A 26999-nucleotide genomic window follows, 5' to 3' on the forward strand; every position below is an offset into this window, starting at 1 on the left:
AATGGATGGACCCGTTTATGCCCGGCCTGCAATCAGCCTGATTGCGGAGGGGCTTGGTCCGCATAAGGCCGCGCTTTATATCGGCGGCAGCGATGGCGCGGGCGATCTCGGGCTCCTGCGCCGGCACGGCATTACCACCGTTGTCAATTGTGCCGTCAATCTCGACATCAATCTCGTGGCTGCGCCAGCGGAAGAGGGCGACAGGCGCGCCGTGGGTTATGGCGATATCCGCTATTACAAGCTCGGCCTGATCGACGGCGAGGGCAGCCCCGACACCATGATGCTGGGCGCTTATTACATTCTTGACGGCGCGCTTCGCCAGACCATGCCGAAACGCGAAACCTATCCTTTTGCCGATGGCGGTAACGTACTCGTCAACTGCCGCAGCGGCCGCAGCCGCTCCGTCTCGCTGGTGGCGCTTTTCCTGCACAAGCAGCAGCCGCATCTTTACCCCACCCTTGACGATGCGCTTTCCCTGATCCGCACCAGGCGGGAATTGCGGCCGGATGAATGGTTCGAGACGCCGAAACCCATGCTTTATGCCGCCGCCCGCCGTGCTTCCGACTGGATCGACATGGTGGAAGGCAGAAAGACCGCAAAACCATGCTGACACGTGCGCTTGCCTCCGTTGCCGTCATCGCCGATGCGCATTTCCATGACACGGCCGCCGATTTCGGGTTTCCGGGCATTGAGATCGATGGTGAGCCCATCACCATGCGCAGCTGGTCGGACACACGCGAATCCACCCGGGTTTTCAACGAAAGCGCCGATGCGCTGCATGCCGCGCTCGAAGAGGTGCGGCAGCGCGGCATTCGCCATGTGGTGCTGCTTGGCGATTATACCGATGACGGCCAGCGGGCGACCACCGAAACGCTGAAGGGCATTCTGGAGCAGCATCGCGATGCCCATGGCACCGCCTTTTATGCATTGCCCGGCAACCACGATATTTTCGGCCCGCGCGGCCGGCACCATACCAAGGAATTCCTGACGGAGAATGGCCGATACCTTTCCGTTTCGAGCGATGCACGGCGGGCTGGGGAGCGGGTCATCGTCAGCGACCGGATGTATTGCGAGGGTTATCCTGCGGGTCTTGGCCCCATGGCAGCCTTCGGTTACTTCCGCCAGCCGGATTACCTGCATTGGGAAACGCCTTTCGGTACATCCGATGCGTCGGAAGACCGTCTCTACGAGGTGCGCTCGCCCGATGGGCGCAACGTCTATCGGCTGATGGATGCCTCCTATCTTGTCGAGCCGGAGCCGGGTCTCTGGCTCATGATGATCGACGCCAATATTTTCGAGCCGCTCGACGGCGCGTTCGAGGCGGGCGAGGAAGCGGCCTTCACCGACAGCACCTCCGGCGGCTGGAACGCGCTTTTGCGCTGCAAGCCCTTCATCATCGACTGGATTGCCGATGTGCGTCACAGGGCAGAGGCGCTCGGCAAGACATTGCTCGGTTTTTCCCATTATCCGGCGCTGGATCCCTTTGATGGTGCAAGTGGTGCAGAAGGCGCGCTGTTCGGCGAAACCAATGTCGTGCGCCGCACACCGCGCAAGGCGGTGGAGGATGCGTTGCGCCGGGCCGGGCTTGCGGTTCATTTCAGCGGGCACCTGCATGTGGAAGGCGTGACCGGACGGGGTGAAGGCGAGAATTCTCTCACCAATATCGCCGTTCCGTCACTGGTCGCCTTTCCGCCTGCCTTCAAGGTCATCCACCCGTCGCGGCAGGAGATCGCCGTCGAAACGGTGGAAATGGGCGCCCTGCCGGTCAACAGCCGCATCTGCCGGGGCTACGCGCAGGAAACGGCGCTGGCCGGCGAGGCGGAGGACCGGGCGTTTGCCGCGGCCCGCTATGTTGATTTTCTGCTGGCCCACAAGCGGGCGCTGATCAGGCATCGCTATTTCATCAAGGAATGGCCGGCCGACGTGGTTGCGGCCATCGCTGATAAGACCGTGCAGGAGGTTGTCGGCCTGCTGGGGCAGGAGGGGAGCCCCTCGTTTGATGATATCGCAGCATGTTCCGAATTGCCGATGTTCGAGCTGATTGCCGACTGGTATTGCCTGCGTCAGGGCGCGGGTCTGGCGCTGACGCACATCCGGCCGGAACGGCTTTGCCTCTATCGGGCGCTGGCGGCGCGTTTCGGTCGTGAGGCGCATCATCATGATGGGTCCGTCGAAAGTTTTGTCGAAATCTTCTTCGGTGCGCTTGGCCTGTTTCTCGATCGTGCCGAAGGCAGTCCGCGTGATCTCACGCTTCGGCTCGCGCCGCGGCATGAGCATGTAGCGGTCTGATCCGAGATCTCGCGACGGCCGGTGGCAGGGCCGGCAAATGGGGGAGCCGATGGAATCTGTGGTGGTCAGCATCAATCTGTTCGGCGCCGTGGCGCTGCTGCTTTTCGGCCTTGCCCAGATCAAGGACGGCATGTCGCGCGCCTTCGGCGCCAGGCTTCGCACCGGTCTTGCCGCCGGCACGCGCGGCGGGCTTCGCTCCTTCCTTGCCGGTCTCGCGGCGACAATCGCCCTGCAGAGCTCGACCGCGACCGCGCTGATGGTCGCCTCCTTCGTTGAAAAGGACCTGATCGCCCCGGCCATGGCACAGATCGTGCTGCTTGGCGCCAATGTCGGCACCGCGATGACGGCGTGGATCGTCGCGCTCGGGCTTGGCTGGCTGTCGCCTATGCTCATTCTCGCCGGTGTCATCCTGCTGCGGGGAAGATCGGCTGCCCGGCAGGGAGCCGGTGCGGCCCTTGCCGGGGTCGGCCTGATGCTGCTGTCCCTGCATCTTCTTTCGGCCGCGACCGATCCCATCAGGCAATCGCCGGCGCTCAATCTCTTCATCACCATGCTCGGCGATGCCTGGCCGGTGGCGCTGGTGTTTTCCGCCGTATTGGCGGTGCTGGCATCCTCCAGCCTCGCCATTGTCGTTCTGATCCTGTCGCTGGCCGCCGGCGGCGGCATCGAAACGAGCCTCGTCATCGTGCTGGTGCTCGGCGCCAATCTCGGTGGTGCGGTGCCGCCGGTACTCGCCACCCTGAAGGCGCCCGTCGCGGCGCGCCGGGTCGCCCTCGGCAACCTCATTGTCAGGGCCGCGGGCTGTCTTCTTGCCCTGCCTCTTGCCGGATATGGCGCGGCGCTTCTGGATATGTCGCCCGTCTCACACGCCAATCTCGCAGTCGACGCCCATCTGTTGTTCAATCTGGCCGTTGCCGCCATCGCATGGCCGCTTTCGCCGTTGCTTTTGCGGCTCACGACGGCGCTGCTGCCGGAAAAACAGGGGGCTGACAGCGGCCACAGCTATCTCGACAGCCACGATCTCGATCGCCCGGTTGCAGCGCTTGCCGGCGCGAGCCGCGAGGTCCTGCTGGTCGGCGACCTGATCGAGCGCATGTTGCGGCAGGCGAGCGAAGCCATGCGCGACGGCGATGTCGCGAAACTCAACGAGATCAGCACACTCGAAGGCCGGGTCGATCGCATCCAGCATGACATCAAGGTCTATGTCTCGAAGGTGGGACAGGAGGGCCTCGGCCGCAAAGACCAGCGCCGCGCGATGGATATCGTCGAATATGCCATCAATCTCGAACATATCGGCGATATTATCGAGAAGGGCATTCGACCGGAAATCGCCAAGAAGATCGATCTTGGCCTCACGTTTTCCGCTGACGGCAAGAGCGAGCTGGAGCGTCTTTTCGCCGTCACGCTCGACAATATCCGCATGGCGCAATCGGTTTTTTCCACCCGCAATGCCGGTCTTGCCCGGCGGCTGGTGGAGGTGAAGGAAGATGTGCGCCGCCTCGAAAAACAGTCATCGGAGCGCCATCTGCAACGCCTGCGCGATGGCCGGGCCGACAGTATCCAGACCAGCTCCGTGCATCTCGACATGTTGCGTGATCTCAAACGCATCAACGCCCATATCGCCGCCGTCGCTCATCCTATCCTCGATGAAAACGGTCTCCTGATCGAAAGCCGCATCAAACAGGCAGGTTAGCGCGCCGTGATGCGCTCGACCATGGAAACCGGCACGACCTGAAGCCGGGTTTCCGGCTCGTCACTGTCGAGCGCGGTCAGGACCTTCTCGGTCAGCGCATCGAAGGATTGGGCAACGGTGGTCAGCTGATAACTCTTCCATCCGGCCTGCGGAATATCGTCGAAACCGACAATCGAGAGATCTTCCGGCACCCGGCGGCCCATTTCCAGCCGCGCGGCGTCCATGAAGCCGAGCGCGAGAAGATCGGTCACGCAGAAGGCGCCATCGATTGTCTTGTCCACCAGCAGTTCACGACCGGCCAGATAACCGCTGTCATAGCTGGTCGGCCCGCCGGACCAGGGAACGACCTCGATCCCCTCCACCGTCATGCGCTGGGTGAAGGCGCCGGCGCGGCGCAGCTGCGCCGGGGTCTGGCTGCCGCTGGAAATGACCGCGACCTTCCGGCATTTCGCCGCCACAAGCCGCATGGCGGCCAGATCGGCGCCGTGGGAATCGTCGCTCAGCACCATGTTCGTATCGGTGCGGTCGAGACGCTGGTTGATGAGGATGAGGCGCACGCCGTTGGCGATGCATTCGTCGACGATCGAGGCCGGCGGTTCGCCGGAGAGGACGACGATCGCCTGGGCGCGGAACTCGAAGAGAAGTTCGATCAGCGGTGCGATGTCCTTGCGGGCATCCGCCGCATTCAGCAACAGGCATTGCAGGCCACGACGCAGAAGGCCGATACTGAGCAGATCGAGCTGCTTTGAAATGAAGGGCGAACTCAGATTGGCGCCGACGACCCCGATGAGGTTGGAGCGATCATTATTGAGGCCCTGGGCCAGACGGTTGACGCGATAACCAAGTTCCTGCGCGGCTTTCAGCACCTTGCGCCGGACTGCTTTTGAAACGCTGCCGCCGGGAGTGAACGTGCGCGAAACGGCGGAGCGCGAAACCCCGGCTTTTTTCGCCACCTCTTCGGCCGTCACGAACCCTCTCGCCATTCAACTCCCCCGTTGCGAAATCCTATGCCTGATACCACAGGCCATATGGCATCGGCTATTCCAAACGAAATTTTTCGGTTGCACGCCGCTCCTTCACGCAGCGCCGATCATGCCTTGCCTGTGAAAACGCCTCATCCATTCCATTATCTTCGTGCGAGGTAAAACATTCCTCTCGGCAGCCGTGTTCAAAAGTTACAGTTTTGTGACAAAAAACCATTTTAAAACAAATAAATAAGTTAGTGATCACGTGTGCATTTTTTCGTTGACAAAATGCCTTTTAAGACTGATCATGCATTCCAAGGTCGAGCAGGATATGGAATTTTTATTCCACATCCGTTTTGCCGGCGATGTTTTCGGGAGGAGCTGGGATCATCGTTATTGGCGGGTTCGGCACCCGCTTCAGAAGCATTGATGCATTGCTGAAGGTCAACGCACGCGCCGCCTGTTTTGCAGGTTGCGCGAAGGCAGATGCTTGCCGGCGTGCCGGGGCAATGGCGTGGCCATATGGGGAGAGATAATGGCTCTTTTAAGTGAAACAACGAAGACGGAGGCGCTGGGGAGACCCCCGGCGACCGCGCCTTCGGCATGGCAGGCATGGCGATACCGCCTCAAGGTCGCGCTCCGGGAGCCGACGACGCTGATTGGCGTTTTGACGGCTTTGCTTTTTACCTATCTGATCGTCGTTCCGATCATTTCGATCGTTCTTGACGCCGTCCGCGTCCAGTTCGGCCACGAACGGCGTCTCGGCAAGGATGTTGGCGACCTCACGCTTTATTATCTCGACAGGGCGTTTTTCTCGCCGGTCGCGACGGATCTTTTCTGGCGGCCGCTCTTCAACACGCTGACGGTGGCTTTCGGGGCGATTGCGCTTTCACTGGTCATCGGCACCGTGCTCGCCTGGCTTATCAGCCGGACGGACATGTTCGGCCGCCGCTGGTTCGCCACTGCGCTGATCGTGCCCTATATGCTGCCGGCCTGGACCTTTGCGCTGGCCTGGACGACCCTGTTCAAGAACCGCACCGTTGGCGGTCAGCCCGGCTGGTTCGAGGCTATCGGCCTCACACCACCGGACTGGGTTGCCTATGGGCGTTTCCCGATCACCATCATCCTTGCGCTGCATTACACGCCTTTCGTCATCCTGCTGTTCGGTTCGGCGCTTCGCCGCTTCGATTCGCAGCTTGAAGATTCCGCCCGCATTCTCGGCGCCCACCGTTATCAGGTGGCCCTGCAGGTCATCCTGCCGCTGATGCGCCCGGCGCTGCTGTCTTCCATGGTGCTGATCTTTGCAAAATGCCTCGGCGAGTTCGGCGTGCCTTATGTTCTCGGACTTCCCGTGAAGTTCGAAGTCCTGTCCACCTCGCTGTTCCGCAGCATCGCTTCGCGCCAGACCGGTGTTGCCGGTGTCGTTGCGGCCTCCATCATGCTCATCGGCATCATCACGCTGATGATCGATGCCCGCCTCGTTCGCGAAGCGCGCCGGTTCGTAACCATCGGTTCGAAGGGCTCGATGAACCGGCAGAGCCGCCTCGGCAGAATGCGGCTGCCGGCAACCGGCTTTGCCGCCGCCATCTTCATCCTGAGTGTCGGTCTGCCGCTTCTGACGCTGGCGCTTTCGACCATCATGAAAATGCCGGCCAGATTCACGCTCGACAACTTCACGCTCGATTACTGGATCGGCAGCAATCTCAACACCGTGGCTTTGCAGACCGGCGTGCTCCTAAGCCCCGATCTCTGGGCGGCGGCGAAAAACACGATGATGATCGTCGGGCTTGCCTCGCTCACATCGGGTATTCTCGGCCTGCTCGTCGGTTATGTCGTCATCCGCACGCCGGTGCGCGCCCTGTCGGTCTATCTGCGCCAGGTGACGTTCCTGCCTTACCTCGTGCCCGGCATTGCCTTTGCCGCCGCCTATCTGTCGCTGTTTGCCGTTCCGCGCGGGCCGATGCCGGCGCTTTATGGTACGGTGACGATCCTTATCCTGGCGCTGATCGCCGACCAGATGCCCTACGCCTCGCGCGCCGGCATCTCGGCCATGACGCAGCTTGGAAAGGACCCGGAAGAGGCGGCGCAGATTGCCGGCGCCGGCTGGTTCCGCCGCATGATCTCCATCGTCATCCCGATCCAGAAGGGATCGCTGGTGACAGGGGTTCTGCTGCCCTTCATCTCGGGCATCAAGGGCTTGAGCCTCTTCGTGATCCTCGCGGTGCCGAGCACCGATGTTCTGACCACCTATTCGCTGCGACTGGTCGATTACCACTATACGCAGGCCGCCAACGCCGTGGTGCTGATCATCGCCGCCATCGCCTATTTCGGCACGCTGTTGGCCCAGAAGCTGACCCGCACAAATCTTGCAGAAGGACTTGGAAGCTGATGCCTACCATCAACCTGCGCGGTGCGCAGAAAAACTACGGTGTGAATTCCGCAAATGCGGTCTCCGATCTTGATCTTGAAATCCGCGACGGCGAATTCATGTGCCTGCTCGGTCCTTCCGGCTGCGGCAAGACCACGACGCTGCGCATGATCGCCGGTCTCGAAAACCTCTCCGGCGGGGAAATCCGCGTCGGCGACCGGGTGATCGATTCCGTTACCGATGGCATCTTCGTGCCGCCGGAAAAGCGCGAGATGGGCCTCGTCTTCCAGAGCTACGCGCTGTGGCCGCATTTGACCATCGAGCGCAACACGGATTTCGGCCTGCGCCTGCGCAAGCTGCCGAAGGCGGAGCGCGAAGCGCGTGTCGAGCGCGTCATGCAGGCGCTCGACATCGCCAAATATCGCGATCGTTACCCATCGCAGCTTTCCGGCGGCCAGCAGCAGCGCGTGGCGCTTGCCCGCATGCTTGCCGTCAATCCGGGCGTTCTGCTTCTGGACGAGCCGCTTTCCAATCTGGATGCACGGCTGCGGCTGGAAATGCGCGCCGAGCTGAAGCGGCTGCACAAGGAGTTCAAGACTACCATCGTCTTCGTGACGCATGACCAGTGGGAGGCCATGACGCTGGCCACCACCATCGCCGTCATGAACGAAGGCACGCTACAGCAGATGGGCACGCCGAACGATATCTACGACCGTCCGGCCAATCGCTTCGTCGCCGAATTCGTCGGCAGCCCGCCCATCAATATCCTGACCTTCGGCCAGCCCGGCGTCTCTGATATTGCCGACAAGGCGGAAGCCTATTTTGCGGCGCGTTATCCGCAGCTGCGCGGCATCGCCTCGATCGGCATGCGGCCGGAGGCGATGGGGTATGCAATGAAGCCCGAAGATGTGCCGCAGGGCAGCTTTGCCGGCGAAATGACGGTGACGGGCGTGCTGCCGACCGGCGGCAGCTGGATTCTCGAACTGAGAAGCGAAAACCACACGCTGTTCCTGACCACCCATTCGCTGCCGCGTATCGACAGCGGCGACCGCGTGTTTTTCCACGTGCCGCCCGAGGCCCTGCACGCCTTTGACGCCAGGGGTCAGCGGATCACAGAGGCGGACGCCGTTCTGCGCAACAGCACCTACAACTGAATACGCCGGAAAGACGGCTGAAGGAGAAACAGGATGAAGCGGATTATGACGGGCGGTCTGGGCCGGCTGCTATGTGCAACGGCAATCGCCGCAACGCTTGGCGGTGCGGCGAGAGCGGAAGAGCCCTTCGACCTCAATGCCCTGATCGAGGCGGCGAAAAAGGAAAAGCCGATCACCGTCTATGACAGCACGGGCAAGATCGTCGAAATGGCGAAGAACTTCGCCGCAAAATACGGCGTCGGCGCCGAGGGCGCGAAGGTCAAGGCCTCGGCCCAGCTGGAAATGATCATCCGCGAGGCGCGCGCCAACAATATTCAGGGCGACGTTTCGATCATCAGCGACGCGCCCGCAGCGATGGCGCAGCTCATTCCGCTCGGTTTTGTCGAAAGCTGGCTGCCGCCGGATATGGCCGGCAATATTCCGCCGGAATATCAGGACCCGCTTACCGTCGTCACCAGCGCCAATGTCTGGGCCTATAATAGCGAGCTTTTCGACAAATGCCCTGTTTCCAACATCTGGGAGCTGACCGACCCGAAGTGGAAGGGCAAGGTGGCGATGCAGGATCCGCTCGGCAAGGCGTCCTATGTCGACTGGTTCAACCAGATGGCCAGCCACGGCGACGGCGAGGTGAAGGCAGCCTATAAGGCGCTTTACGGCAAGGATCTCGAAACCGGGGAAAAGAGCGCAACTGCGGCCTGGGTGAAGGCGCTTGCCGCCAACGCGCCGCTGTTGACCGATGCCGATGCGGCCGCTGCCGAAGCCGTTGGCGCTCCCGGCCAGAAGGAGCCCTTCATGGGCCTCGTCAGCTCGGCGAAGTTCCGCGACAACGCCGAAAAGGGCATGAAACTCGGCCTCTGCAAGGAGCTGAAACCCTGGGTCGGCTGGCTTTATCCGGGCGTCGGGCTGATCACCAAGGGCACGAACAGCCCGAATGCGGCAAAGCTCTTCATCCATTACGTCATGACGGCCGAAGGCATCGCGCCGCAGGCGATCGACGGCAAGATGTCGACCAACAAGGAAGTGAGCCTGCCCGCCGACGAGCCTTCGGGTATCGGCGCCGTTCTTGATGACATTCTGCCCTACAGCATGGCGACCAGCCTCGACGACTGGGATGCGCGTGAAACCTGGCAGGACTTCTGGCGCGTGAACTACAAAAAATAACGGGGGGACCACTTGGTGACGATCACTACTCAGAACAAGAATGGCGATGAGCGCAGGCGGCGGGGGACCGCCTCCGCACTTTGCCTTTGCTTCTCGCTGGCACTCAGCGGAGCCGCCCATGCGCAGGACGCCTTTAATCTCGAGGCGCTCATCGAAGCCGCGAAGAAGGAAAAGCCGATCACCGTTTATGCGGTGACCGGCAAGATCGTCGATACCGCACAGGCCTTCACCGCCAAATACGGTGTACAGGCGAGCGGCAAGAAAGTGAACGAGGCGACGCAGGTCGAGCTGATGATCCGCGAGCACCGCGCCGGCAATGTCGTCGGCGATGTAAGCGTGGCAACCGATTTCGCCTCCGCCATGGGCGAGCTTCTGCCGGAAGGCATCGCCACCAGCTGGACGCCGCCGGATATCGAAGGCGATATTCCGCAAAGACTGCGCGACCCGCTCGTGGTCGTCTCGGACCCGCATGTCTGGACCTACAATACCGAGAAATACGAGACATGCCCGGTCACCAACATCTGGCAGCTGACGGAGCCGAAGTGGAAGGGCAAGCTCGCCATGCTCGATCTCTTCGACAAGCCGCTTTATGCCGACTGGTTCAACCAGATCGAAACCCACCACGATGCCGATGTCGCCAGGGCCTATGAGGATCTCTACGGCAAGAAGCTGGAAACGGGCGAAAAAAGCGCGACGGCGGCCTGGGTGAAGGCCTTTGCCGAAAACGGCCCGCTGCTGACGGATTCGAGTTCGGTGGCGGATGCGGCCGGCGCGCCGGGGCAGGCCGATCCCTTCTTCGTCATCACCTCGGTGGCGAAATATCGGGACAATGAGGCCAAGGGGCTGAAGCTCGGTCTTTGCAGCGGCGTAAAGCCTTTTTCCGGGTTCCTCTATCCCGGTTTCGGCCTGATTGCCGGGCAGACCAAAAGCCCGAATGCGGCAAAGCTTTTCCTGCATTACCTGATGACGCAAGAGGGCATCGCGCCGCAGATCGCGGACGGCAAACTCTCGGGCAATACAAAAATCGCCCTGCCGGCGGATGAGCCCTCGAAGGTCGCCGATCATCTCGATGAGCTGATGGCGTTCGACGCCGCAACGGCGGCCGACGACCTCGACAAGCGCGAAGGTTGGCAGGATTTCTGGCGGGTGAACTACAAAAAATAAACGGAAGGCGGGCGCCAAGCCCGCCTGTCTTTTCCTTGGGAGGGGAAACGATGGAAAGAACAAACCTGAGAGCGGCGTCAGTCATTGCGGCGGCAATGATCGGATTGTCTGCCATGACTGCTGCGGCCGAAGAGGCCTTCGATCTGGATAAGATCCTGGCGGCGGCCAAGCAGGAAAAGCCGATCAATATCTATGACAGCACCGGCAAGATCGTCGAGATGGCCGATAAGTTCAGCGCCAAATACGGGTTGAAGGCGACGGGGGTGAAGGTTTCGGCCAATAGCCAGCTGGAAATGATCATCCGCGAAAGCCAGTCCGGCAACGTGCAGGGCGATGTGGTCCTGATCACCGATGCGCCCTCGGCGCTCGCCCAGCTTCTGCCGGCGGGTTTTGTCGAGAATTACCTGCCGAGCGACATGGCCGCGAAAATCCCGGCGCAGTTTCAGAACCCGCTGGCGATTTCCACTAACGCCAATGTCTGGGCCTATAATACCGAAGCCTATGACAAATGCCCGGTGACGAATATCTGGGAACTGACCGAGCCGCAATGGAAAGGCAAGGTCGCCATGGTCGATCCCTTGAGCAAGAGCACCTATACGGATTGGTTCAACCAGCTCGAAGCCCATGGCAATGCAAAGGTGGCGGCGGCCTACAAGGCCCATTCCGGCAAGGAAATGGCGGAAAAGGGGGCGGCAGCCGCCTGGATCGGGGCGATGGCCGCAAACGGCCCGCTTGCCACCGAAGGTGATGATCCGGTGGCGGAGGCCGTCGGCGCGCCCGGCCAGAAACAGCCGTTTTTCGGCCTTCTGAGCTCCGCCAAGTTCCGTGACAATGCCGACAAGGGTTACAAGCTCGGCCTCTGCGCCGGCCTCGATCCCTGGGTCGGCTGGACCTACATCAAGCTGGGGCTGATTGCCTCCAGGACCAAAAGCCCGAACGCCGCCAAGCTCTTCATTCACTACGTCCTGACGGAAGAGGGCATCGCCCCGCAGATGAAGGACGGCAAGCTGCCGACCAATATCGACATCCGGATGCCGGCTGACGAGCCTTCGGGGCTGATGAAGGTCGCCGACAGGCTGATGGGCTACGATTCCGCCACCGGCCTCGATGATTTCGACCGGCGTGAGGAGTGGCAGGATTTCTGGCGCGTCCATTACAGGAAATAACCCCCGGCTGGCGCGGCCCGTGCCGCGCCGCCTCCTCTTTTCATGCGAAGAAACAGACTGGATATGCCGATGCAGACATCACGCCCGACCGAACGGAAACCTGAAAATGAGGAGGCGCTTGCCCATTCCGTGCGGCTGATGGAAATCGCCGAGACTGCTGCGCGGGCGGTGCGTGATCCGCTGCTGGCCGCGTTTCGCGCCGATATGGCCGTGGACTACAAGGTCGACCTCCACGATATCGTCACCATTCACGACAAACGGGCCGAAGCCGCCATCCGTGCCGTCATTCTCGAAAGGGAGCCCAATTCGGCGATCATGGGTGAAGAAGGCGGCCAGATCGGCAACGGCGCGGTGCAATGGTATGTCGACCCCATCGACGGGACGGCGAATTTTGCCCGCGGCCTTGCCTTCTGGTGTGTCTCCATTGCCGCCGTCATCGACGGTAAAACCGTGGCCGGCGTGGTCTATGATCCCGTGGCGGATCAGATGTTCTCCGCCGACCTCAGGGCTTCCCATCTAAACGGCGAAAGGCTGCAATCCCGTAGCGTTGCGGAGGAGACCCGCGCGACGCTGATCACCGGCTATCCCGTCTCGCGCGATTTCCGGCTGGATGGGCGGGATGTGGCGCTCGCCAATTTCGGCACTCTTGCCGAGACCTTTTCGACAGTGCGCCGGCCCGGCAGCGCCGCGCTCAGCATCGCCCATGTCGCGGCCGGCTGGACGGATGCGGCGGCCGGTTTCGGCGTCAATGCCTGGGATGTGGCGGCCGCCATTCTCATCCTCAGGAATGCCGGCGGAACCTATCAGCCGCTGACCCTCGGAAAGGTGGCGGAGGGTTCCGCCGATTTCCTCTGCCCCGGCTATATCGCCACGGGCGAGGGGGCCAGCTATCCGACATTGAACCGGGTGGCGCGATCCATATCCGAAGGCCGCATCGCCAATGCCGCGATACGGCTGGACCAAATGACCGCGAAGTTCTGAAGACGTTATAAATGACGGCGGCCATATCGGCGCCGATGGAGAGATGACATGCCGCAACCGCAACAGACCCCAGCCCGAGAGCCGGAAACCGGCGAATTGCCGAAGCTCAGCCGCATCTATGAGCGGCATCCGCTTTACGGCGTCGATCTGTTCATTTCCGGCAAGGAGGGTGCGAGCGACCTTACTCTTCTGCGCCAGAACGGCATCACCACCGTCGTCAATTGCGCGGTCAATCTCGACTTCAATTTCGTGGAGCAGTCACAGGTCGTTTCCGATCATGAAGGCAGCGTCTATGGGCCGGGCGAAATCCGCTATTACAAGATCGGCCTGATCGATGGCGCCGGAAACCCCGATACCCAGATGGTGGCGGCCCATTATATCCTGCGAGCGGCGCTGGAGCAGGTTTTGCCCGACAAGCCGTCCTATCCGCGGCGGGAACGCGGCAACGTGCTCATCAATTGCCGGGGTGGCCGTTCGCGCTCTGTCGCCGTCGTCGCGCTTTTTCTGCATCTGACGCTGCCGGCGGAGTTTCCGACGCTGGATGATGCCATCGGTTTCGTGCGCGTGAAGCGCGAACTGCCGGAAAACGAATGGTACAAGGCGCCGAAACCCGTGCTTGCGGATGCCGCCCGCCGTGCCGCTGGCTGGATCGCGATGATCGACGCCGCGCATTGACGCAAGGTCGCCCCTGGTGCGGACCGACTGGTGCGGGCCGATTTCGTCATGCGCTGAAATATCCATCGGCAAGAAGCCGGGAATGGCGGGAGGTTGCTAAAATCGCATCCTCCCGCCGTTCGGGCTTACACGTCGCCCGCCACATTGTTCCACGCCCGGACCTTTTCGATGTTCCGGTCGGAGCGTGATACGATCTCGAATACGAAGCCGTCGCCGGAGACGCGCTCGCCCACCTCGGGAAGGCGGTTGAGACGCCACAGGATGTAGCCCGCGACGGTGGAGTAGCGGTCGGCGTCATCCACCAGATCGATGTCGAGAAGGTAGGATGCCCTTCTGACATCGACGGCGCCGTCGATAAGCCAGGAACCGTCTTCGGCCTTTTCCGAAATCAGCAATTCTTCGCCCTCGTCCGGGAATTCGCCGGCGATCGCCTCAAGAATATCCGTCGGCGTGGCGATACCCTGCAGCGTGCCGTATTCATCGATGATGACGGCCATCTGCAACGGAGATTTGCGCAGCTGTTCCATGACCTGCAGGGCGGTGGCGCTCTCATGCACCACAAGCGGCTGCCGCAGCGAGCTTTCGAGGTTCAGGCTGCCGTCGCGCAGAAGATCGCGCAGCAGGTCCTTGGTGGCGGCGACGCCGAGGAAGGAATCGAGCCTGCCCTGGGCGAGCATCAGCCGGGAATGATCGAGCGCCAGCAGGCGGTGGCGCAGCGTCTCGGGATCGGCGTCGACATCCAGCCAGTCGATCTCGGTGCGTGGCGTCATGATCGACACGACGGGCCGCTCGGCGAGTGTCAGCACGCCGCGGATCATGTCCTTTTCCTCGGATTTGAACAGGTCGCCGCGCGCGGCCTGTTCCGCGATGACATCGGCCGTCTCGCCAAGCGGCTGTTCGCCGACCCGGCCACCCAGAAGGCGCAGAATGGCGTCGGAGGTGCGCTCGCGCATGTCGCCGGCGGTGATGCGCCTTTCGCGGTTGCGCCTGCCCAGCTGGTTCGCCGCCTCAATGAGAACGGAAAAGCCGATGGCCGCGTAAAGGTAACCCTTCGGCAGATGGAAGCCGAAACCTTCGACGATCAGGCTGAAGCCGATCATCAACAGGAAGCCAAGGCACAGAATGACCACGGTCGGATGTTTCGACACGAAGGTCATCAGCGGTTTCGATGCCGCCATCATCACGGCCATGGCCACGCAGACGGCGGTAATCATCACCCAGAGATTATTGACCATGCCGACGGCGGTGATGACGCTGTCGAGCGAGAACACGGCGTCGAGCACGACGATCTGCACGATGACCTGCCAGAAGACGGCATGAACCACCTTGCCTTCTTTGGGCTTATGCCCGCCCTCCAGCCGCTCGTGCAGTTCCAGGGTTCCCTTGGCAAGCAGGAACGCACCGCCGAGGATGAGGATGAGATCGCGCCCGGAGAAGGAGAAGTCCGCGACGGTGAACAGCGGCCTTGTCAGCGTGACGATCCATGAGATCGAAAACAGCAGCAGGATGCGCATGACAAGCGCCAGCGACAGACCGATGACGCGTGCCCTGTGGCGTTGGTGTGGTGGCAGCTTGTCGGCAAGGATCGCGATGAAGACGAGATTGTCGATGCCGAGGACGACTTCGAGAACGATAAGGGTGACGAGGCCGATCCAGATGTTCGGATCTGCGAGGAATTCCATGTTCAGGAGCCTTTATGGGAATGGGTGCGAACGCGCAAAGCCCCGGACCGAACATCCGAGGCTGAAAGCTGTCGCGTTGAGGGAAACAAGAAAATCCGAGGCTGGCTGCGCGTGACGCGAGCCAGCCTCATTCGGTGTCGACTACTGTCGGTACTGTCGCCTTCGTCAGGCATAGGGTGAATTTATCCCGCTATCCGTGAATTCTTGTGTTGGCCGAACTAGCAGATTTCCGCCGGACAGGAAAGCACTTTCATTCATTATGTGCCGACCCCCGCCACCGTTGCCGCTTCGGGAATGGCCGGTTTGGCCTTCGCGGCATCATTGTCGCGCGCGGTTCGGCCTCTTTCTGGCGGGCGTTGCGCGTCGCGCGATAAAGCCTCCGGCCAATACGATCAGAATGGCAATTGCCGTCGCAAGAACAGCCAGGCCGAGCCAGTGGACCTCGGTGAGTTCGCCAAATTGCCCGGCTCCCTTCGCCGCGATCCAGCCGGGGGCAAGCAGCACCGGCACCCAGAGAATGGCGGACGCGATGTTCGCGGCCTGGAAGCGGCGCTGATCCATCCCGATCATGCCGGCGACGAGGGGAACGGTGCAACGCAGCGGCCCGAAGAACCGGCCGAAAAACACCGCGAGGAAGCCGTATTTCCGGAAAAACAGCCGCACCCGCGCCACGCGTTCGCGATAGTGCCGCAACGGCCATCGATGAACCACGCTCGGCCCCAGCCACTTGCCCATCATGTAGGATACGATGTCGCCGAGCACCGCGCCGATGATCGCCCCGGTAACCACGGGAAAGGGGTCGATGATTCCGCTGCCGACCAGGCCGCCGATCAGAAGCATCAGCGCCGTGGCCGGAATGATCAAGCCCAGAATGACGATCGATTCCCCGAAGGCAATGAAGCCGACAATCGCGCCCGCCCATGTCTGATGTGTGCGAATGAAGGTTTCCGTCGCTTCAAGAAGACTGTCCAAATCGAACTCCGCAGATGTTCACGATGACGACATTGTTATCGCCGGCGAGATTACGGCCAGCAATGTGGCCGGATCAGTCGAATGTTTGACGAGGTCGCGCCATGACGGGCTGCTAGCGCGTTTTCCCGCCTATGTCCGATGTCGTCCGCTGGTCTACGGCCTTGCCGTCGAGAATGCTCTTCAGGATGTCGAGCCGGTCGTTGATCAGCCATCCATAGTAGTTTTCGACCGGCAGGCGGGTTGTTGCGCCGGCATCCACGGCTGCCCGCAGGCGTTCGGCGCGCCGTCGCGGCTGACCGACATTGTACAGCGTGGCGGTAATGCCGGGATTGCCGGAAATGTCGAAGCCTTTTTCCCTGTAGGCATCGATGGAATCCCGGAGGATGGCGGCGATGTAGATGATGCTGCGGTCTGGATCCATGACGTCGCGGTAGATTTCTTTCGGCCTGTCCGCAGAAAGTTTCGGCAGGCCGCTCGTCCTGTTCACGAGATCGGTGACCTGCAGGGCGGTCAAGGGGCTGATCTGGCCAAGCCCGAAGGTCTGGCCGGCATAGAAGGGCTGGAAGAAGGCGCGCTGGAACGAGATGGCCTCGTAGCTCGCGCCATCCACCACCTTGCCGCGGAAGCTCTTGTCCCAGACGGTATCGCGGCAGCTCCATTGTTCGGAGGTGGTGGCAAGCGTCTCGCAGGCGCGGAATTCCGGCCGCTGGAGGAATGTCTTCAGGGAAACGCCATTATAGCTGAACCTGATATCGAGTTCGGCGTAGGAAATGGCTTTGACGTAATAGGTCTGCAGGCGATCGACGGCCGAGACGTTGAAGGTGTGTTCCCCGACGATGGCGCCGACGATGTGGATCGGGTCGATGCCATAGGCGGCGGCGGCTTTCCTGATCTTGCCGACGAGGCCGGGCTCGCTGTTCAGGAGGTCGATCGTCTTGCGGAACTTTTCCTCGTAGGTCGTGTAGAAGGCCTTGGTCCGGATCGCCGACGCTCTCGGTATTTCCGGCTGCTCGGCGGAGCGGTTTCCGGGAGGAACGACAGTCATCTGCTGCGCCGCCGCATGACTGGGAAGGCAGGCCAATGTCAGAATGACGGTGGCTGCGCGGGTGATCTTCGCAAACAGGCTCATGCGGCGTTCTCTGTAATGTCGGTTTATTGCGGAAGGCTCCTTCATAGGCAGGCCTTCCATGCATGGCAAGTTGCCGCCGCTCACATTCCCGTTGCCGGATTATCGGGGTCGTTAAAAGTCGAACGGTTTGTTTTATGTGAAGTCAAGCCGGCAGCGATAGGCATGTCATCAGGAGATGAACATGACCTGGTTCAAAAAAATACTGCAAGCATGTTTTCTGCTGACCGTTGCGGGTCTGCTTTCGCCGGCGGAGGCTTCGCCTTCGATGTCGACGGGTGCGATCACCTCGCAACCGGTGGGGCATTATGAATTCTGCCAGCGGCATTCGGCCGAATGCCAGCCGGTGAAGGCCATGCCGCCGCTTCATCTCACACCCGACAACTGGAAGACCATCGTTTCCGTCAACGGCGCCGTCAATGTCGAGATCGACCAGCGCTCCGACATGGAAGTGTGGGGTTACGAGGATTATTGGGAATATCCCTACAAGGGGGCGGGGGATTGCGACGACATCGTGCTGGAAAAGCGCAAGCGGCTGATGGATATCGGTTTGCCGGCCTCCAACCTGCTGATCACCGTCGTCCGTGACGAGCGGGGAGATGGCCATGCCGTCCTCACCGTCAGGACGGATCGCGGCGATTTCATTCTCGACAATATGAAGCCGCAGATCCTTCGCTGGGACGAAACGCCCTATCGCTATCTCAAGCGTCAATCCACCAACCATGCCGGTCGCTGGGTGGATATTGATGGCTCCGGTTCGCCGGCCATCGCCGCACGGGAGGCAGATCGCGGCACCGCCGTGCCTGCGACCACCACGCGCCGCAACGTCATCGACCTGCTCATGAACCGTTGATCCCGGCGGCTTCAGCGCGAAGCCGCGGCTCAATGCTGCAAAGGTCGGTCCCGGTGTTTCAGGGCGTCGACCGCTGCTTCGGCACGCGCGGCCGCCTCCCTTGCCTCACGGGCCGCGTCGGAGCTTGCCGCAGCATCGGTGGGGGAGCCGTCATAACCGCCCGTGCCGCGTTCCCCTATGCCGATGTGAACATCCTTCAGCTTGAAAACGGCAAAGGCCAGAAGGGCGGCGGCGCCCATGAAAAGGCAGGTCTTTACGTTGAGCCTCACTGGCGTTTCCCTGATGGTCAGTCGGTGATGTGCAATTCGATTGCCTGTGACGAGAAGCAGCCGATGAAGCAGGATATCGGCGCGCCGTCGGCGGCATGGTCGATTGCGGTATAGGCCAGCACCGGCAGCGATTTCGACGATTTGAGGAAATGATGTTCGTGCGGGGCGGGCAGCCTTGCGACGACGATCGTTTTTGCGCGATGATGGTCTTCCACGCCGAACCGTTTCAGCGTCTCGCTGATCGATCCGAGCTCTTCGAAAATTTCCGGAAAACCGGAAAATCGTGTCGCACAACAAAAGCGTGTGCCGATGCCGATGGGGCGGCCGTTGGCGTAAGCGCCGATTTCGAGGGCGATCAGCGGCGCTTTCGCGCCAAGACCAAGGGCCGCCGCGACGTCCTCCGTCGCCGGTTGCAGCCACCAGCGCAGCAGTTTTCGTTCCGGGCGCAGATTCACGGCTTCAAGATTGCGGTCGAAATGGACCCGGCGGCCAACGACGTAAGGGATCGGCGCTTCGCTGACGAAAGTGCCGCTGCCATGCAGAATGCGCAGCAGCCCTTCTTCTTCCAGTGAGGCCAGCGCCCGGCGGGCAGTCATCCGGTTGACGTTGAATTCCCGGGCAATGTCCTGGGCGGAGGGAATTTTTTCGCCGGGCTTCAACTGTCCCTGTTCGATCCTTTGCCGCAGCGCCGCGGCCACCTGTCGCCAGAGCGATTGTGTTTCCGATGTTCCATTGTCCATGCCCGATGTCCGATTGTCTTGCAGATGTCACATTAATGAGATTAAAGGTATATACTTCTTGTGAGAGATTTATATCATATAGAGCTCATCCATACCGGTTGTCCGCATGAATACCAGTATTTCGCCTGATCGCTACATTGTTTGGGATTTTGAGGGCACCCTTGCCGTGCGCAGGGGGCGTTATACCGGCGCTCTGGAGACCGCAGCAGGGATGGCCGATCCCGCCTTCCTCGGCATGGCCGACACTATCCGTCCGTTTCTGTCCGGCACTTTTCCCTGGCATCGGGCGGAACTTGCGCATTCCTTTGCGGGAGATGCGGAAGGGTGGTGGTGCGCCATTCTCACCGCAGCCGAAGGGGCGCTCGTCGCATTGGGCATGGACCGAAGCACAGCCGCCGAGGTCGCGACGCGCTCGCGCGAGATCTATCTCGATCCCGCCGGATGGGAGGTCGATCCGCAGGCCATGCCGGCGCTGGTGCAATTATCCGCCGCAGGCTGGCGCCACGTCATCCTTTCCAATTTTGCGCCGGAACTACCGGCGCTGGTGAATAAAATCGGGCTTTGCGATTGCGTGGATCATGTTTTTTCCTCCGGGCTGATCGGGCTTGAGAAACCCTCGGCCGCGCTTTTTCGTCATGTGGCCAGGGTTCTGGCGCCGCACCGTGCTTGCTGGATGATTGGCGACAACCCCCATGCCGACATCGCCGGCGGCCGGGCCGCCGGTCTTTCGACCATCCTGCTGAGGCCTGACAGCCCAAAGCACGGGCTTTCGGTTCCATGTCTTTCCGCCATTCCACCCCTTATTCTAGAGGAAAACCGACCATGATACGTTCCAACGTCAGTACCCTGCCGATGAAAGACAGGCTGCGCCAGATCCCATCGCTGAAGGCGCCGCTTCCGGATTGTGATCCGCTTGCGCTGCCCGACACCCCGCAGGATGCTTTCGCCCTGTGGCTGGACGATGCCCTGGAAGCGGGCGTCCGCGAGCCGCATGCCATGACCCTATCCACGGTGGATGAGAATGGCTGGCCCGACGCCCGGGTGCTGATCCTGAAAAATGTCGATCATCGTGGCTGGCATTTCGCCGTGAAGGCGGAAAGCCCGAAGGGACGGCAGCTCGACAATGAACCGCAGGTGGCGTTGACCTTCTACTGGCCGGCGCTTGGACGGCAGGTTCGCCTGCGTGGCCCGGCAATCGTGCTTTCCGTTAAAGACTGTGCGGATGATTTCCTCGGACGTCCCGTCAGCTCACGGGTCAGCGCCATCGCGTCGAGGCAGAGCGAGGTCCTTGAAGAAGGCGAGGGCCTCGAAAGCCGCATCGCCGAGGCGCAGGCCCTCATCGCGGCCAATCCGGGCTATGTTTCGCCCGGATGGCGGGTCTATGCGGTTGCGCCGACGGTGGCGGAGTTCTGGCAGGGGGCGTCCGACCGCAATCACAAGCGGCTGCGATATGTTGTCTGCGGGGACGGCAGCGCGTGGGAAAGGTCTGTTCTCTGGCCCTGAAACCGATCCTCCCCCTTGGAAAACCTCCTGGTCCGGCACATAGTCCGGATGTCTCTCTGGCTGAGGTTCACAGGCTTCACAGGCGGGTGCCGGTTTCTTCATCGAAGAGGTGCATGTCGGGCGGGTTGATATCGAGGCCGATGAAGTCGCCGGCCTTGACGGCGCTGCGTCCCTGTACCGCGATGACCAGTTCCGGTGCGGTGCCAAGCGTGAGAAAGGTGGCCGAACCGGTGGTCTCCACGGCGGACACCGGCAGCGTCAATGCCGCCCCATTTGCCGCTGCGGGCCTTATGTGTTCCGGCCTGATGCCGACGGTCACGTGTCGGCCCGGCGGCAGGTCAGCCGGATTTCCGATCGGCTGCCGTGGCTCACCGTCGCCGAACCGCAGCAGAAGCGAAGCGCCGTCGGGGCTGACCACGGCCGGAATGAAGTTCATCGCCGGCGAGCCGATGAAGCCGGCAACGAAGCGATTGACGGGGCGATCGTATAATTCCAGCGGCGTTCCCTGCTGTTCGATGACGCCATCGCGCATGACGACGACATGATCGGCCATGGTCATAGCCTCGATCTGATCGTGGGTGACATAGACCGAGGTGGCATGCAGGCGATCGTGCAGCGCGCGGATTTCCTTGCGCATGTGGACGCGCAGTGCCGCGTCGAGATTGGAAAGCGGCTCATCGAACAGGAAGGCCTGCGGATTGCGGATGATCGCCCGGCTCATGGCCACGCGCTGGCGCTGGCCGCCGGAGAGTTCGCGCGGATAACGTTTCATCAGCGTTGAAAGTCCGGTCGTGGCCGCAACCTCTTGCGCCGCCTTGCGGGCCTCGGCCTTCGCCACGCCGCGCATGCGCAGCGAATAGGTGAGGTTTTCCTCGACCGTCATATGCGGGTAGAGCGCATAGGACTGGAAGACCATGGCCACATCGCGCTTGCGCGGCGGCACGCCGTTCATGAGCGTGCCGGCAATGCGCATGTCACCCGCCGATATGGTCTCCAGCCCGGCGAGCGAGCGCAGAAGGGTGGACTTGCCGCAGCCCGACGGGCCGACAAGTGCGACGAAGGTGCCCTTCTCGATGGAAAGGTTGATGTTCTTCAGCGCATGGAAGGCGCCGTAATATTTGTTGACGCCGGAAAGTTCGATCTGAAGTGTCATTTGAGCGCTCCTGAGGTCAGGCCGGAAACGATGCGGCGCTGCAAGAGAATGAAGAGAGCGAGAATGGGCGTCACATACATGGTCGCATAGGCCATGATATTGTTCCATTCGCTGGTATTGGGACCCATGAAGGAATTGAGGCCGACGCTGGCGGGCTGCAGTTCCGCCGCCTGGATCATCGATTTCGAATAGACGAATTCGCCGAAGGCCTGCATGAAGATGAGGATGGCGCTGACGAGAATGCCGTTTCTGGCGAGCGGCAGCACGATGTTGAAAAACGCGCCGACCCGGGAGTTGCCATCCACCAGCGCGGCCTCTTCCAGCTCCTGCGGCACGGCCATGAAGGTGGCGCGCACCAGCACGACGAAGAAGGGCATGCTTTTCGCCGCAATGGCGAGGATGACCGACAGGCGCGGATAGTCCAGCAACCCGAACTGCGAGAAACCGACGAAGATCGGCGTGATCATCAGCGATGCCGGCAGAACCTGCAGCATGAGGATGAGGAACAGGCCGATATCCACCCAGACATTGCGATAGCGCGCCAGAACATAGGCGCAGCCGACGCCGAGAATGGTGATCAGAAATACCGCGCTCGACGCGATCAGCACCGAATTCCACAGGTAGCGCCCCATGTTGCGGCTTTGCCAGACATAGGCATAGGTCTGCCATTGCGGATCGCCGGGCCAGAAGGCGGGCGGATTGGCGAACATTTCCGAACCGCTTTTGAGCGATGTCAGATACATCCAGTAAAGCGGGAAGAGGTAGATGATGGCGAGCACGATGGCGATGGCCAGCATCAGGCGATTGCGGCTGGTGATGCTCATCCGCGCACCTCATGCCGTGTGGAACGCACATAAACCACGGAAGCCAGCATGACGAAAACGATCATGATGACGGAGATCGTCGCGCCCTTGCCGAAATCATATTGCCGGAACGACAGATCCCAAGCCCAATATTGCGCCACGTTGGAGCTGTTGTTGGGGCCGCCATCGGTAATGGCGGCAAAAAGATCGAATTGCTGCAGCGTGAAGATGAGGCCGAGAGAGACGATCGCGCCGATGGTGGAGCGCATCATCGGCAGGGTGATGGTGTAGAAGCGCTGCCAGGCGTTCGCCCCGTCCAGCTCCGCCGCTTCGTAGAGATCACCCGGAATGGCGGCGAGGCCGACGGAAAGCAGGATCATGTTGAAGGAGGTGCCGAGCCAGATATTGGCGATGACAACGGCCCAGAGCGAAAAATTCGCATCCGAACGCCAGAAGATATTGCCGGATATCAGGCCGCTCTCCCGTAGGAAGAAATTCAGGACGCCGAAATCGCCCGACAGGATCCAGTTCCAGATGGCGCCGACGACGAGGCCGGGCATGACCCATGAGACGAGGAACAGGCCGCGCAGCCAGGTGGCGCCGGGAAAATTCACCCAGAAGAACAGCGCCAGACCGAAGCCGATGGCGAATTGCCCGGCAATGGAGGCGACAACGAAGGTGACAGTGTTCATCAGGATCGGCAATGTTTCCGGCTGCCGGAACAGATCGACATAATTCCTGAAGCCGACGAAGGGGCGCACGAAGGTGCCCAGGCTGAACATGTCGACTTCCTGAAAGCTCATGACGATGTTGTAAATGAGCGGCAGGCCCGCCATGACGAACAGGAAACCTAACGGCAGGGCGACAAGGACGATGTCGAAACCGCGACCGTCACTGACGCTGGAAAACAGTCTTTTCATGAAACATCCTCGCAAGCTCCGCTTGGGGCCGCCGCCGCATTTAGCGACAGGCGACCCCACCGGGAGGAACCCTGCGGAGGGGCGAGTCACATTCCGCTCGCCCCTCCATCCAATCAGCCTTCGACCAGCTTTATCTTTTCAGCGGCCTGGTCGAGCGCGGCTTTCGGCGTCATCTGTCCCGACAGGGCGCCCTGGATCGCGTCCTGGATCGCCTTGGAAATCTTCGGCCATTCGGGTGAGGGGCCGCGCGGCTGTGCATATTTCAGCTGTTCCACGAAGGTTTTCAGCGCCTCGTCCTTCAGCGCATTGCCGGTGGGCGGAACCGGAATATCCGAGCGCGCCGGCAACTGGCCGAAATTCTTGAACATGTCCTTGTCCTGCGAGGCGAAGAACTCGATTGCCTTGAAGGCTTCTTCAGGATGTTTGGTCTTGGAGAAGATCGCCCAGTTATAATCGCCCATGGCCGAAGACCGGGGGGCGTCGGGCGTGGGCACAGGCAGCAGGGCAACACCCCAGTCGAATTTGGCGTCCTTCAGCATGCGGTCGATTTCCCATGGGCCGGAAATGACCATGGCGGCATTGCCGGCATTGAAGGTGGCGGTCGAATCCCACTGGCTGCGCGTCAGCGTGTCCGGTGACGCAAGCTTTTCGTCCAGCATCAGCTTCCAGGTTTCAAGCGCCTTCACCGCGCCGTCGGTATTGATGTTCTTGTAGGTGGCGCCCGCCATCTGCGCCCAGGGCAGGAACTGGAAGGTGCCTTCCTCGTTCGCCTTGGCGCTGAAGCTGATACCATAGACGTTCTTCGAAGGGTCGGTCAGCTTGCGCGCCGCCTCCACCAGCTCGTCCCAGGTCTGCGGCGGTTTTGTCGCATCGAGCCCTGCGGCCTTGAACAGGTCCTTGTTGTAATAAAGCGCAATGGTGTTTGTCGCCTTCGGCACGCCGAAATATTTGCCGTCCCACATCACCGATTTCAGCGGCCCGGGAAAATAGTTTTCCGTCTTGATGACATCCGATTTGGCGATCATGTCGGTCACGTCCAGAAAGGCGCCGCGGGCGGCGAACATGGCGTGGTTGGGATTGTCGATGGCGATGATGTCGGGCGCATTGCCGGTCGAATAGGCGCGCATGGCTTCGCTCACCACATCGTCGAACTGCAATTGCCGGTACTCGATCTTGATGCCGTTATTGAGTTTGTTGAACTCGTTTATGAGGTTCGGTGCCGGCTGGATATCTCGATCCAGCGACCACAGGGTCAATGTTACGTCCTCCGCATGGGCGGCAATTGCGCCGGCGGATACGCCCGCCAGCACAAATGCGCCGGCCATCATGCATTTCGCGATACCCATAATCTCCTCCTCTTGGTTATCGTCGCTGCAATTTTCGGCAACCTTCTCCCCAAAGGTTGCCGTTATGTCGGGTCGACGACGAAATCGCCGCCGCGGCATTTTTTCAGATAGTTGAGGCCATGCACCTGGCCGGTCATTTCCAGCGCGTCACGATAGACGGGGTCATGCCAGCCTTCGATGTCGATCGAGCCGGACCAGCCGGCAAGACGCAGTTCGGAAATAATGTCCGTCCAGTTGCTGTCGCCGAAACCCGGCGTACGCATGAAGACGAATTTTTCCCTGCCGAAAATGCCGTGTTCGCGGATGACGTCCCAGCGGATGGTCGCGTCCTTGCCGTGCACGTGGAAAATCCTGCCCGCCCATTTGCGGATCTGCGGCAGCGGGTCGATGAGATAGACCATCTGGTGGCAGGGTTCCCATTCGATGCCGATATGCTCGTCCGGCGTTTCGTTGAAGATCAGTTCCCAGGCGTCGGGATTGTGCGCGATGTTCCAGTCGCCGGTCTGCCAGTTGCCGTCCATGGCGCAGTTTTCAAAGGCGATCTTCACGCCCTTGTCGGCGGCGCGCCTGGCAAGCTCGCTCCAGATTTCCTTATATCGGGGCAGGCTTTCCGGCAGCGGCCTGCCGCGCAGCCGGCCGGTGAAGCCCGCCACGCAAGTGGCGCCGAAATGATGGGCGTTGTCGATGCAGTCCTTCCAGCCCTGCAATGTCTCAAGGTCGATCCCGGTTTCTTCCAGCGGATTGCCGAACATGCCGAGCGTGCCGATGGTGATGTCACGGTCACCGATCGCGTCAAGGCAGCGTTTGCCCAGTTCGGCAAGGTCCTGGCCGTTGGTCGTCTGCCAGAAGAACGGCTCGAAGCTTTCGAAGCCGAGATCGGCGATCTGGCCGATGCGCTCAGCCGCCTGCCCCTTGGTGGCGCTGACCATGGTGCCGATGCGGATGGATTTTGCCGGATTGCTCACGTCTTTCAGTCCTTATGCTGCAATGGAAACACGCTGGCCGAGGCGGGCGCTTTCGATCGCGCCGATCACCATGGCAAGGCTGTTGATGTTGTCGAAGGAAGCCGTTTCCGGCATCTCACCCGTGCGGATGGATTGAAGGAACGAGAGAATGACGCTGGCGTGGCCGCGTGTATCCCTTTCGGAAATCGCATCGGAAACGTTTACGGTTCTAAATCCCCGTAACAGACCTTGGTCGTCCCCGGCGACGGAGGCGGAGAAATTGTCCTCTCCGTCCCAGAGGATCATGCCCCTGGAGCCGATCAGCCGCCAGCGCGCTTCCCAGCTGGTCCGCTCGCCTTCGGCGCACCACGAGCCGCGATAGGTGAAGACGACATCGTTGGAAAACTCGAAAATGGCGTTGGCGCTTGCTCCATGCGCATACCAGGAGCCGGACGGGTTCTTTTCCAGGCAGAAGACGGAGAGGGGCTTTTCATTGGCAACGAAACGGGCTGCATCGAAGGTATGGATCGCCATGTCAAGCAGCAGGACGTTTTTCATCTCCTCGCGGAAGCCGCCGAAATGAGGCCCGAGGAAAAAATCGCAATGGATGGCGGTCAGATCGCCGATGACGCCGTCTTCCACGGCACGGCGCAGACGCCGGATACCGGCGACAAACCGCCTGTTTTGCACCACGGCATGGACTTTCCCGGCCTTTTGGGCCAGTTCCACCAGGCTGGTGGCCTCTTCCATCGAGGCGGCCAGCGGTTTTTCGCTGAGCACGTGGCACCCGGCCTCAAGCCCGGCGGCGACCACGGCAAAGCGTGCCTGCGGGATGACGATGTCAAAAAGGATGTCGGCCCTGGTTTGTGCGAGGACATCGCGAAGATCGGTGCCGATGACCGCGCCGGAGAGCGCGAATTCTTCGGCAAGCGCGCGGGCGGCGCCCGCGTTCAGATCGACAAGCCCGGCGATCCTGATCGCGCCGGCGATATCCGGCGTGGATTGAATGGCGCGCAGCCAGCCTTTGGCCATGGCTCCGCACCCGCATAAAACGGCGTTGAATGTCATCTCA

Annotated in this window: 25 protein-coding genes; 13 read left to right on the top strand and 12 right to left on the bottom strand. The window is 61.2% G+C overall.

Annotated features, from left to right (window positions below; all coding sequences use genetic code 11):
- Position 1: 1 nt before the first annotated feature.
- From ACI2KA_RS15665 to ACI2KA_RS15675, 3 genes are read left to right on the top strand one after another with little or no spacing between them, the layout of a single operon-like run.
- Positions 2–610, top strand: a complete 609-nt coding sequence (locus tag ACI2KA_RS15665) for a dual specificity protein phosphatase family protein (protein ID WP_404503392.1) — start codon at positions 2–4, stop codon at positions 608–610.
- Entirely contained in the window at positions 604–2289 is a 1686-nt protein-coding gene (locus ACI2KA_RS15670; RefSeq protein ID WP_404503393.1) for a metallophosphoesterase family protein, read from the top strand. Before ACI2KA_RS15665 ends, ACI2KA_RS15670 begins: the two co-directional genes overlap by 7 nt.
- A 49-nt stretch (positions 2290–2338) precedes the next feature.
- Positions 2339–3982: a Na/Pi cotransporter family protein gene (locus ACI2KA_RS15675; protein ID WP_404503394.1), complete on the top strand. Its 1644-nt coding sequence runs from the start codon at positions 2339–2341 to the stop codon at positions 3980–3982.
- On the opposite strand, the gene ACI2KA_RS15680 is transcribed toward ACI2KA_RS15675, so the two are convergent.
- Positions 3979–4965 carry a LacI family DNA-binding transcriptional regulator gene (locus ACI2KA_RS15680; protein WP_404503395.1) on the bottom strand — a complete coding sequence of 329 codons (987 nt, stop codon included), beginning with the start codon at positions 4963–4965 and terminating at the stop codon, positions 3979–3981. The genes ACI2KA_RS15675 and ACI2KA_RS15680 overlap by 4 nt on opposite strands.
- 517 nt (positions 4966–5482) lie before the next feature.
- On the opposite strand from ACI2KA_RS15680, the gene ACI2KA_RS15685 reads away from it, so the two are divergent.
- The 7 genes from ACI2KA_RS15685 to ACI2KA_RS15715 all read left to right on the top strand — a co-directional run bounded on the left by ACI2KA_RS15685 (position 5483) and on the right by ACI2KA_RS15715 (position 13616).
- Positions 5483–7336 carry an ABC transporter permease gene (locus ACI2KA_RS15685; RefSeq protein WP_404503396.1) on the top strand — a complete coding sequence of 618 codons (1854 nt, stop codon included), beginning with the start codon at positions 5483–5485 and terminating at the stop codon, positions 7334–7336.
- A complete protein-coding gene (locus ACI2KA_RS15690) occupies positions 7336–8469 on the top strand; it encodes an ABC transporter ATP-binding protein (protein WP_404503397.1) in 1134 nt (377 codons plus the stop codon). Before ACI2KA_RS15685 ends, ACI2KA_RS15690 begins: the two co-directional genes overlap by 1 nt.
- Before the next feature lie 33 nt (positions 8470–8502).
- Positions 8503–9630 (top strand): ABC transporter substrate-binding protein, encoded by a 1128-nt coding sequence (locus ACI2KA_RS15695; RefSeq protein ID WP_404503398.1) that lies wholly within the window; start codon positions 8503–8505, stop codon positions 9628–9630.
- Positions 9631–9645: 15 nt separating this feature from the next.
- Entirely contained in the window at positions 9646–10794 is a 1149-nt protein-coding gene (locus ACI2KA_RS15700) for an ABC transporter substrate-binding protein (protein WP_404503399.1), read from the top strand.
- A gap of 50 nt (positions 10795–10844) precedes the next feature.
- Positions 10845–11960 (top strand): ABC transporter substrate-binding protein, encoded by a 1116-nt coding sequence (locus ACI2KA_RS15705; protein ID WP_404503400.1) that lies wholly within the window; start codon positions 10845–10847, stop codon positions 11958–11960.
- A 69-nt stretch (positions 11961–12029) separates the two neighbouring features.
- Complete coding sequence (locus tag ACI2KA_RS15710) at positions 12030–12941, top strand: inositol monophosphatase family protein (protein ID WP_404503401.1); 912 nt, start codon at positions 12030–12032, stop codon at positions 12939–12941.
- Between the two features lie 48 nt (positions 12942–12989).
- Positions 12990–13616, top strand: coding sequence for a dual specificity protein phosphatase family protein (locus tag ACI2KA_RS15715; RefSeq protein ID WP_404503402.1), 627 nt, complete (start codon positions 12990–12992; stop codon positions 13614–13616).
- Positions 13617–13741: 125 nt separating this feature from the next.
- Here the strand turns inward: ACI2KA_RS15715 and ACI2KA_RS15720 are convergent, their stop codons facing one another.
- From ACI2KA_RS15720 to ACI2KA_RS15730, 3 genes are all read right to left on the bottom strand, one after another.
- Positions 13742–15298, bottom strand: a complete 1557-nt coding sequence (locus tag ACI2KA_RS15720; RefSeq protein ID WP_404503403.1) for a TerC family protein — start codon at positions 15296–15298, stop codon at positions 13742–13744.
- A gap of 318 nt (positions 15299–15616) precedes the next feature.
- A complete protein-coding gene (locus tag ACI2KA_RS15725) occupies positions 15617–16270 on the bottom strand; it encodes a DedA family protein (RefSeq protein ID WP_404503404.1) in 654 nt (217 codons plus the stop codon).
- Between the two features lie 112 nt (positions 16271–16382).
- Positions 16383–17399 carry a DUF1402 family protein gene (locus ACI2KA_RS15730; protein ID WP_404503405.1) on the bottom strand — a complete coding sequence of 339 codons (1017 nt, stop codon included), beginning with the start codon at positions 17397–17399 and terminating at the stop codon, positions 16383–16385.
- Between the two features lie 181 nt (positions 17400–17580).
- On the opposite strand from ACI2KA_RS15730, the gene ACI2KA_RS15735 reads away from it, so the two are divergent.
- Positions 17581–18249, top strand: coding sequence for a transglutaminase-like cysteine peptidase (locus tag ACI2KA_RS15735; RefSeq protein WP_404503406.1), 669 nt, complete (start codon positions 17581–17583; stop codon positions 18247–18249).
- A 29-nt stretch (positions 18250–18278) separates the two neighbouring features.
- Here ACI2KA_RS15735 and ACI2KA_RS15740 read toward each other — a convergent pair whose 3' ends face one another.
- Both ACI2KA_RS15740 and phnF read right to left on the bottom strand, forming a co-directional pair.
- Positions 18279–18518: a hypothetical protein gene (locus ACI2KA_RS15740; RefSeq protein ID WP_404503407.1), complete on the bottom strand. Its 240-nt coding sequence runs from the start codon at positions 18516–18518 to the stop codon at positions 18279–18281.
- A 17-nt stretch (positions 18519–18535) separates the two neighbouring features.
- Complete coding sequence (gene phnF, locus ACI2KA_RS15745; protein WP_404503408.1) at positions 18536–19258, bottom strand: phosphonate metabolism transcriptional regulator PhnF; 723 nt, start codon at positions 19256–19258, stop codon at positions 18536–18538.
- Positions 19259–19364: 106 nt separating this feature from the next.
- Here phnF and ACI2KA_RS15750 point away from each other — a divergent pair, with 106 nt between their 5' ends.
- Both ACI2KA_RS15750 and ACI2KA_RS15755 read left to right on the top strand, forming a co-directional pair.
- Positions 19365–20084, top strand: coding sequence for an HAD family hydrolase (locus ACI2KA_RS15750; protein WP_404503409.1), 720 nt, complete (start codon positions 19365–19367; stop codon positions 20082–20084).
- The gene (locus tag ACI2KA_RS15755; protein WP_404503410.1) at positions 20081–20761 is read left to right on the top strand and encodes a pyridoxal 5'-phosphate synthase; all 681 of its coding nucleotides are present in this window, start codon (positions 20081–20083) and stop codon (positions 20759–20761) included. Before ACI2KA_RS15750 ends, ACI2KA_RS15755 begins: the two co-directional genes overlap by 4 nt.
- Before the next feature lie 76 nt (positions 20762–20837).
- Here ACI2KA_RS15755 and ACI2KA_RS15760 read toward each other — a convergent pair whose 3' ends face one another.
- From ACI2KA_RS15760 to ACI2KA_RS15785, 6 genes are all read right to left on the bottom strand, one after another.
- The gene (locus ACI2KA_RS15760; RefSeq protein ID WP_404503411.1) at positions 20838–21914 is read right to left on the bottom strand and encodes an ABC transporter ATP-binding protein; all 1077 of its coding nucleotides are present in this window, start codon (positions 21912–21914) and stop codon (positions 20838–20840) included.
- Positions 21911–22738 (bottom strand): carbohydrate ABC transporter permease, encoded by an 828-nt coding sequence (locus tag ACI2KA_RS15765; RefSeq protein ID WP_404503412.1) that lies wholly within the window; start codon positions 22736–22738, stop codon positions 21911–21913. Before ACI2KA_RS15765 ends, ACI2KA_RS15760 begins: the two co-directional genes overlap by 4 nt.
- Complete coding sequence (locus ACI2KA_RS15770; protein ID WP_404503413.1) at positions 22735–23637, bottom strand: carbohydrate ABC transporter permease; 903 nt, start codon at positions 23635–23637, stop codon at positions 22735–22737. Before ACI2KA_RS15770 ends, ACI2KA_RS15765 begins: the two co-directional genes overlap by 4 nt.
- 113 nt (positions 23638–23750) lie before the next feature.
- On the bottom strand, positions 23751–24983 hold the full coding sequence (locus ACI2KA_RS15775; protein ID WP_404503414.1) for an ABC transporter substrate-binding protein: 1233 nt from the start codon (positions 24981–24983) through the stop codon (positions 23751–23753).
- Between the two features lie 62 nt (positions 24984–25045).
- Positions 25046–25948 (bottom strand): sugar phosphate isomerase/epimerase family protein, encoded by a 903-nt coding sequence (locus ACI2KA_RS15780; protein WP_404503415.1) that lies wholly within the window; start codon positions 25946–25948, stop codon positions 25046–25048.
- 12 nt (positions 25949–25960) lie between these two features.
- Positions 25961–26995, bottom strand: a complete 1035-nt coding sequence (locus ACI2KA_RS15785) for a Gfo/Idh/MocA family protein (protein WP_404503416.1) — start codon at positions 26993–26995, stop codon at positions 25961–25963.
- Positions 26996–26999: the final 4 nt, after the last annotated feature.

This window comes from Agrobacterium sp. NPDC089420, assembly GCF_044900305.1.
Taxonomy (GTDB): domain Bacteria; phylum Pseudomonadota; class Alphaproteobacteria; order Rhizobiales; family Rhizobiaceae; genus Agrobacterium.

Excerpts from the sequence above, each read along its gene's own strand:
- ACI2KA_RS15665 (WP_404503392.1), top strand. The coding sequence starts at position 2 with ATGGATGGACCCGTTTATGCCCGGCCTGCAATCAGCCTGATTGCGGAG.
- ACI2KA_RS15670 (WP_404503393.1), top strand. The coding sequence starts at position 604 with ATGCTGACACGTGCGCTTGCCTCCGTTGCCGTCATCGCCGATGCGCAT.
- ACI2KA_RS15675 (WP_404503394.1), top strand. The coding sequence starts at position 2,339 with ATGGAATCTGTGGTGGTCAGCATCAATCTGTTCGGCGCCGTGGCGCTG.
- ACI2KA_RS15680 (WP_404503395.1), bottom strand. The coding sequence starts at position 4,965 with ATGGCGAGAGGGTTCGTGACGGCCGAAGAGGTGGCGAAAAAAGCCGGG.
- ACI2KA_RS15685 (WP_404503396.1), top strand. The coding sequence starts at position 5,483 with ATGGCTCTTTTAAGTGAAACAACGAAGACGGAGGCGCTGGGGAGACCC.
- ACI2KA_RS15690 (WP_404503397.1), top strand. The coding sequence starts at position 7,336 with ATGCCTACCATCAACCTGCGCGGTGCGCAGAAAAACTACGGTGTGAAT.
- ACI2KA_RS15695 (WP_404503398.1), top strand. The coding sequence starts at position 8,503 with ATGAAGCGGATTATGACGGGCGGTCTGGGCCGGCTGCTATGTGCAACG.
- ACI2KA_RS15705 (WP_404503400.1), top strand. The coding sequence starts at position 10,845 with ATGGAAAGAACAAACCTGAGAGCGGCGTCAGTCATTGCGGCGGCAATG.
- ACI2KA_RS15710 (WP_404503401.1), top strand. The coding sequence starts at position 12,030 with ATGCAGACATCACGCCCGACCGAACGGAAACCTGAAAATGAGGAGGCG.
- ACI2KA_RS15715 (WP_404503402.1), top strand. The coding sequence starts at position 12,990 with ATGCCGCAACCGCAACAGACCCCAGCCCGAGAGCCGGAAACCGGCGAA.
- ACI2KA_RS15720 (WP_404503403.1), bottom strand. The coding sequence starts at position 15,298 with ATGGAATTCCTCGCAGATCCGAACATCTGGATCGGCCTCGTCACCCTT.
- ACI2KA_RS15730 (WP_404503405.1), bottom strand. The coding sequence starts at position 17,399 with ATGAGCCTGTTTGCGAAGATCACCCGCGCAGCCACCGTCATTCTGACA.
- ACI2KA_RS15735 (WP_404503406.1), top strand. The coding sequence starts at position 17,581 with ATGACCTGGTTCAAAAAAATACTGCAAGCATGTTTTCTGCTGACCGTT.
- phnF (WP_404503408.1), bottom strand. The coding sequence starts at position 19,258 with ATGGACAATGGAACATCGGAAACACAATCGCTCTGGCGACAGGTGGCC.
- ACI2KA_RS15750 (WP_404503409.1), top strand. The coding sequence starts at position 19,365 with ATGAATACCAGTATTTCGCCTGATCGCTACATTGTTTGGGATTTTGAG.
- ACI2KA_RS15755 (WP_404503410.1), top strand. The coding sequence starts at position 20,081 with ATGATACGTTCCAACGTCAGTACCCTGCCGATGAAAGACAGGCTGCGC.
- ACI2KA_RS15760 (WP_404503411.1), bottom strand. The coding sequence starts at position 21,914 with ATGACACTTCAGATCGAACTTTCCGGCGTCAACAAATATTACGGCGCC.
- ACI2KA_RS15765 (WP_404503412.1), bottom strand. The coding sequence starts at position 22,738 with ATGAGCATCACCAGCCGCAATCGCCTGATGCTGGCCATCGCCATCGTG.
- ACI2KA_RS15770 (WP_404503413.1), bottom strand. The coding sequence starts at position 23,637 with ATGAAAAGACTGTTTTCCAGCGTCAGTGACGGTCGCGGTTTCGACATC.
- ACI2KA_RS15775 (WP_404503414.1), bottom strand. The coding sequence starts at position 24,983 with ATGGGTATCGCGAAATGCATGATGGCCGGCGCATTTGTGCTGGCGGGC.
- ACI2KA_RS15785 (WP_404503416.1), bottom strand. The coding sequence starts at position 26,995 with ATGACATTCAACGCCGTTTTATGCGGGTGCGGAGCCATGGCCAAAGGC.